Source organism: Aliiglaciecola lipolytica E3, assembly GCF_000314975.1.
Classification (GTDB): Bacteria; Pseudomonadota; Gammaproteobacteria; order Enterobacterales; family Alteromonadaceae; genus Aliiglaciecola; species Aliiglaciecola lipolytica.
Genome location: NZ_BAEN01000076.1, coordinates 583,235 through 590,185 on the forward strand (window position 1 = coordinate 583,235; position 6,951 = coordinate 590,185).

7 protein-coding genes are annotated in these 6,951 nt (G+C 38.8%); 1 reads left to right on the forward strand and 6 read right to left on the reverse strand.

Going from position 1 to position 6,951, the window contains the following annotated elements:
* Positions 1–3: 3 nt before the first annotated feature.
* Both GLIP_RS21155 and GLIP_RS21160 read right to left on the reverse strand, forming a co-directional pair.
* Positions 4–912 carry an acyltransferase gene (locus GLIP_RS21155; RefSeq protein ID WP_008846780.1) on the reverse strand — a complete coding sequence of 303 codons (909 nt, stop codon included), beginning with the start codon at positions 910–912 and terminating at the stop codon, positions 4–6.
* A gap of 182 nt (positions 913–1,094) precedes the next feature.
* Entirely contained in the window at positions 1,095–1,652 is a 558-nt protein-coding gene (locus GLIP_RS21160; RefSeq protein ID WP_008846781.1) for an HNH endonuclease, read from the reverse strand.
* Between the two features lie 348 nt (positions 1,653–2,000).
* On the opposite strand from GLIP_RS21160, the gene GLIP_RS21165 reads away from it, so the two are divergent.
* Positions 2,001–3,296, forward strand: coding sequence for a ribonuclease J (locus GLIP_RS21165; RefSeq protein WP_008846782.1), 1,296 nt, complete (start codon positions 2,001–2,003; stop codon positions 3,294–3,296).
* A 35-nt stretch (positions 3,297–3,331) separates the two neighbouring features.
* Here GLIP_RS21165 and GLIP_RS21170 read toward each other — a convergent pair whose 3' ends face one another.
* From GLIP_RS21170 to GLIP_RS21185, 4 genes are all read right to left on the reverse strand, one after another.
* Positions 3,332–3,952 (reverse strand): pyridoxamine 5'-phosphate oxidase family protein, encoded by a 621-nt coding sequence (locus GLIP_RS21170; RefSeq protein WP_008846783.1) that lies wholly within the window; start codon positions 3,950–3,952, stop codon positions 3,332–3,334.
* 22 nt (positions 3,953–3,974) lie between these two features.
* Positions 3,975–5,468, reverse strand: a complete 1,494-nt coding sequence (locus GLIP_RS21175) for a methyl-accepting chemotaxis protein (protein WP_008846784.1) — start codon at positions 5,466–5,468, stop codon at positions 3,975–3,977.
* Positions 5,469–5,777: 309 nt separating this feature from the next.
* Entirely contained in the window at positions 5,778–6,302 is a 525-nt protein-coding gene (locus tag GLIP_RS21180; protein ID WP_008846786.1) for a DUF6436 domain-containing protein, read from the reverse strand.
* 9 nt (positions 6,303–6,311) lie between these two features.
* Positions 6,312–6,951, reverse strand: a 640-nt coding sequence (locus GLIP_RS21185; RefSeq protein ID WP_040523715.1) for a methyl-accepting chemotaxis protein, incomplete at its 5' end; no start/stop codon positions are given.

Genomic DNA, 6,951 nt, shown 5'->3' on the forward strand with positions numbered 1-6,951 from the left:
GCTTTAACTACTCGCAGACATGTTCGTAAGGGTTTGGTCTTTTTCTGACCATAATTGATTTAACCAACGTTGGAAGCGGACACGTTGCTCTGGATTATCAAAATAATCCATGGCGAATGCGTCACTATTGAGAATATCTTCAATCGACAAAATCCGAACGTTAACTTGTATTTTATTCACTTTACCACACACAAAATCCCAAAATGTGGGAATACCTTGTGGATAATAAATCGTAACATCTAGCAATTTATGTAATTGGTCACCCATTGCACTGAGCACAAATGCCATTCCACCTGCTTTGGGTTTCAAAAGGTACTTGAACGGGCCATTGATTTTCGCGAGTTTCTCTTCAGTCAACCGCGTGCCTTCGACAAAGTTCATAATACTGACAGGTTTCGTACTAAACTTTTCGCAAGCTCTACGGGTACTTTCCATATCTTTGCCTTTCAAATGCGGATTTTTAGCTAGAAATGACTTTGAATATCGACGCATAAATGGAAAGTCTAATGCCCACCAAGCGATCCCAAGAAATGGTACCCATATGAGTTCTTTCTTCAAAAAGAATTTTAGAAACGGGATTTTGCGATTAAATACACGCTGTAAAACTAAAATGTCTACCCAAGATTGGTGATTTGAGATGACTAAATACCAATCGTTAAGAGTTAATTGTTCAACACCCTCTACTTCCCACGTGGTACGAGAGGTTATTTTCTGGTTTAAATTATTAATACTAATCCATGCAGTGGCGCAGCCATCTAGTGGATAACTCACTAATTTTTGCCACGATTTAATCGGAATAAGTTTCAAAAAAGAAAGTAGCACAATGGGAATAACCCAAAAAATCGTATTGAAAAAATAGAAAATTACAGAAATTGTGCCAGTCAAATGACCAGTAATATTGCGGATAGACACGCGAGAAAAAACCCTTTTACTGTGAATTAATTATCGATAGTGTAAACCAAATAAGCGGTTTTGTTGTAGAGAAATATAGCCTTTGTATTTTGCAAACAACAATTGCGCGCATGTAAAAGGCAAGAATGGAAAACATGAAAAAATGTTTTATCAGTTCAATCGGCTATTTTAACGACTAGATGTTAGTAAATCTGATCTAGCCAACTTCGATTTTGCGAAAAATGATTACCCAAAAAGGCCATTTGGTCGGCTAGTATTCGGCGATTCATGAGATAAAACCGTTCATATAAATTAGGCGCAAATGGTACTGCAATAAGCGACATGTTTGCTTCCTCAGGCGTACGAGCCGCTTTGTGGCAATTACAACGCGTGCAGGCCGTAGCGGAATTTGTCCATACATCTTTGCCACCACGGGATCGAGGTATAATATGGTCTCGAGTCAGTTGTGAAGATTTAAATGATTGACCGCAATACATGCAAAGAAAGTTATCGCGTCGAAATAAATAACGATTACAAAGGGAAATCTTGCCATCCATATTGGTGACTTTACCTTCACAGCCGATAATTGAAGAAAGTTGAATGCGGCTCTGGATCCCTTGATTGTTCCAACCACCGAGCATGACTTTTTTGTTGTCACCAAGCTCGAATAACACGCGATCTTGTGCGTAATACTTGGCCGCTTCTTCTGGTGTAATCCACGCTTGTGGCATACCTGATTTATTCAGTCGCAAAACAAACATAATTTCCCCCAAGTCGATCTGTTAATGCTAATTTTTCCAAGCCTTAAATTTCATGGTAGTTTTATTACCTAAGAAACCAAAAATTGGAGCAATTGCGCTTATTATTATGGTTTTCGTCTCGAATCGGTATAAATAATATACAGCTACTGTGACAGATTTAATGCAAAAAATCTAACAATACAGATTTCATTTGTTTTAGGTAATTATTACTATTTTTAGAAAACTTTTAAGTTTGCTTGTGCATAATAGTGAATATGACTTTAATTAAGGACGATAATTATCCAAACTTTCATTCCCAGCCAACAAGATTTGTGGTTTCTGCCATTAGGAGGTACAGGGGAAATTGGCATGAACTTGAATCTGTATGGTCATAACGGTCAATGGCTGATGGTAGATTGTGGAGTCACCTTTGACGAAGCTTTAACGGTTAAAGATGGAGTGTCGATAGGACAAAAACATGACGTAGTTTGCGCAGACCCCACTTTTATTAGCCGTCAAAAAGAAAATTTAATTGGTATCGTTATCACCCATGCTCATGAAGACCATATCGGTGCTTTACCTTACCTATGGCAACGCTTTAAATGCCCAGTCTATACCACTGCCTATACTGCCGAAATATTGCGACGAAAACTGCAAAATAGTGGTAATCAAAACATGCCAATTGTTGAAGTAATATCAGAGCAAACAGTCGATATGGGACATTTCAATGTTCAATGGATGCCGATCACTCACTCTATTCCGGAACCACATGGTTTACTCATCCGCACTGAGGCTGGAACTGTGTTTCATACCGCAGACTGGAAAATTGATGCCAGTCCAGTAACAGGAAAAAAGTTTTCAGAACAATCGTTTAAGGCATTACGAAAACAAAATGTTTTGGCCATGGTTTGCGATTCTACCAACGCAACTCGAAGTGGATTTTCGGTATCCGAAGGTAAGTGTTACGAAGGCTTAAAACAATTAATCGATAACGCTCCTGGTCGTGTGGTGGTAGGCTGCTTTAGTAGTAATATTGCGCGGTTAATTACGTTGGCAAAAATAGCTAAACAATCAGGGCGATATTTGGCATTACTTGGACGTTCGTTACAAAATACGGTTGGGGCAGCAAAAGCAACAGGGCATTGGCCGGATGATCTAGCTATTATTGACTCCTACCACAGTGGCTATTTGCCGCCTTCAGAAGTCTTGGCGATTGCTACAGGTAGTCAGGGGGAGAGCCGTGCCGCATTGTATCAGTTGGCTCAGGATAGTTATCGAGATTTGTCGTTGGATAATGGGGATTTGGTAATATTTAGTTCAATCATAATTCCAGGCAATGAAAAAGCGGTAGACACTTTATTGAAAGCGTTTAAAGCGCGCAACATCAACACAATTTTATCCGCAGATACTGAAAAACCGATTCATGCATCCGGACATCCTTGTGAAGAGGAACTGAAATTAATGTACAACTGGGTGCGCCCACAAGTAGCAGTGCCTACCCATGGTGAAGACATGCATATGCAAAGAAATGCTTATTTAGCTAAACAGTCAAATGTCCCAAGGGCGTTAACTGGAAACAATGGCGATATCTTTATGTTAGCTCCACAGTTGGGCGTAAAACGACAAGCTGTCAAGACAGGAAGAATAGCGCTGAGTAATAACTAAACTTAAGTTATATTCATTATGGAAGCTCCGATTATTTACGGATTTATTGTATCCTCTTGCCATAGGTGATGTTTTAATTGATAGCGTTTGCGGGTATGCGGTGTGGTGTTTAGTTGTAAGTGATCTACTTCACTTACCGCAAAGCTCAGTAATGCAAAGTTGTCACTAATTGAGTCATTGTCATCGTTAATTATATTATATCTATTAACTTCATCACTTTGCTTTGCTTGGTTTAACGCTAAACTTTCACCCGGTGTTTGCCAAAAGTAAGACGTTTTTGCTGGAGTAGAAAGTGATAGCCAATGTTGTTTCCGCTGACTTTGTTTGTCATCTTGGCTAGCGTCAATTATCTTTATACTTCCAGTAAAACGATATTGCTCCCGCGTAACTGAGAAGTACCAGCAAATTTGAGCACAATTTTGTGTATGTATCTGACTGATTTTGTCGCTGCGAATGTCAGTGTGCATTATCAAGGTCGACGACGATTCCAAACATTCCCGAAAAACCAGCGTTCTCACTTCAGGATGATTTTTTTGGTTTACCGTGGCCAATTGAAGATACTTGGATTCTGGCCGACTTTGATTTTCAAAGATTGACGATTGTAAACGTTCTAACCATTCGTTTTTATCTTGTTTATGATTTGATTTGTACGTCAATATTGTTTACCTATGCTTCATATCACCTGAATTTGTTTAAGCTTTGCATTAACTCATTGGAAATATGTTCTAATCCATGGGTTTCATCAGATACAGAACGAACTAGCGCAGCTTCTTGATTGCTGATATGACTTAATTGCTTAACTGAAACAGCAATTGTATCGATAACCTTGGTCTGTTCTTCTACCGCATCTTTTAAGCCATTCGTGACATTATCAACATGTTCGATATTTACCTGAACATTTTGCATCAATGCTAAGGCAGATTCTGCCTGTTTGCTGGTGGTATTGCCTAAAGTCATGCATTCTTGCATAAATGCACTGGATTGTTTCGAAGACGATAAAAGCCTTGCCATTATCTCGTTGACTTCTCCCGTACTTGCTTTAGTTCGTGATGCAAGTTGTCGCACTTCGTCAGCAACAACTGCAAATCCTCTACCTTGCTCACCCGCTCTAGCGGCTTCGATTGCGGCATTTAATGCAAGTAAGTTCGTTTGATCTGCAATGGACTGAATCGTCTCTAATACGCTAGAGATACTGTCGCATTCTTGTGCTAAATCCTCAATACTTTTACTGGTTTTTGAGATGTTATTCACCAATTTGTTAACTTCACTATTCGCATTTGTCATTGCAGTTTGTGCTTGTTGTGTATCATGTTTAGCACCGCTAGCGCCTTTATAGGTCTCCATAGCTTGGTGAGACATTGTTGAAGCTGAATGAGATAAATGTTCGGATGAGTTAGCAATCGCGTCTATTTCTTTATTTACGATTTGTTTAAAGTCTTGCAGCTCATTTGAGGCAGCTTTAGTGGAACTGGCATTTTGATCGATACTTTTACCAAAGGTTTCAACTTCATTGACAATGTTTTCAAACGAATCAATAAGTCGATTAAAGGCAATAATCGATGGGCTCACAGAGTGATTGGATGCTCGGTTATTTAGGTTGAATTTACCAGATTCAAGCGCGATTCCATTTACGCCTTTAAGCAAATCATCAGCAGCAATTGTATTTTGAGCATTACTTTTGCTCATCCAAGCGAGTATTCCTCCTTGTGCAATTGCATAAGCCGCATGGACTAATAATAACGTTAATAACAAATATTCGTCCTGCATAATGAATAGCGGGGCACCGGACTTTTGTAGAACATAAAAGCTCAAGTGATGCACCGCAACTACGATTACGGCTGTGATGAAGATTCGCCAGTTTTGGTAAAAGGCTAAAAAAGACATCAACACAAATATGCCAAAGTGCATTTCAACCAATCCATGCATTTGTTGAATGTGCAGTGCAGAGAAAAGCATAAAGCTGATGGCTACAATATGCTGAGTAATCTCTGTTTGAGCATGCTTTTTAAACATTAATAACGGGATTGCAGTAGCGGGGATTCCAACTAATAATGCCTCTAACCAAGTGCCATAAATGGGAGCGATAGCGAAACTAATCAGTAAAAGTATCGGTAAGACAATGCTTACTACTCTATTTGCATTACTAATCCAGGGTTTATTACTTGAGTTCATTTCTTTCTCCAATCAACCTGCAAGTTGGAAATAATATTTAGAATTTTTTAATCAGAGACTTTTCCTTAAGTAGCAGTGACTAACTCTATTAATTTAAAATCGGTGAATAAGCTTTAGTCGATTAATCAAATAGAAGGTTTTTACGTTCCCAAATCACTAAAGGTTCAATATTGTTATTGAATTGTTAACCATTGTTGAAATTTAAGAATAGTCAAACTTTCTATTTAATTTAAATTTTTAGCTGTAATTTTGTGTTGGGAAGATGCAAAAGTCTGCTTGATTAACAATGACTTAACGATTTTGGCAGGGTCAGATTTGGCAGTAACAACCTTCGCCATCAGCGATGACAGTGGCTCCCATATGCTTGTTGGCGACTATGGTATTTGCTATTGGTTCGATCAAACTATTGCTTGCACCACACAGATAACCCGTAGAATAAGGTCCTAAATAACCTAAGTTACCCTGTTCATCAAAGATAATGATTGCTGGGTAGGATGGGATGACTTTTTTTATTTGATTGGTCTTTAGCGGATCGATGGTTTTTACCTCATAGCCACTTTGTTTAAAAGTACTATTAAGTTTTCGGATATGAGTCTCTGACAACTTGCTGCAATAGCAGTCTTCACTATTTAAATGGAACACTGTTTTGTTAAGTGAGTTTTGCAATTCAGAAAAAGTAGCTTTAACTTCTTCATCAAAATCTTGTGTCATTGAGGCCGTTAACAATCGCTGCTCAGGATCGAAGTTACTGACTTTGCTCTGCGCAATATAAAGAAGTGCGAAGATGCTTGCTCCTACCCAAAGCATCACCGCAAGTGTGAGTTTAATTGGCATGCTTAAATATCATCTAAATTTACTCAGGCTATCGACCAATTTATGAGAGATTAATTCTAATTGCTCAGTTTCGCTGGAAACAGATTCGACTAGTTTAAATTCCTGTTCACTGATTGAGCTCAATTGGTGAACCGAATTCGCGATATTGGTAATTAAGTTAGTTTGATCACCAACTGCTTTTTTTAGACCATTAGTCACTTCGTCTACTTGCGCTATATTGGACTTCACATTTTGCATCAAGTTTAGTGCCGTTTCGGCTTGCGTACTAGTCACATTTCCTAGCTCCATGCAATTTTGCATAAATGCACTTGATTGTTTAGATGAGGTTAGTAATTTCGCCATGATGTCGTTCACTTCCTCTATACTAGACTTGGTTCTAGAAGCTAGTTGCCGCACTTCGTCAGCTACAACGGCAAAACCTCGGCCTTGTTCTCCTGCTCTTGCTGCTTCAATTGCAGCATTTAATGCAAGTAGGTTGGTTTGGTCTGCGATTGACTGAATGGTTTCTAAAACGCTAGATATACTGACACATTCGTGAGCTAAGTCTTCAATACTGCCGTTGGTTTTCGAAATGTTATCTACTAATTTCTTAACTTCTTGATTAGCACTTGTCATTTCTGCTTGCGCTTGTTCAGTGTCTGAATCGACA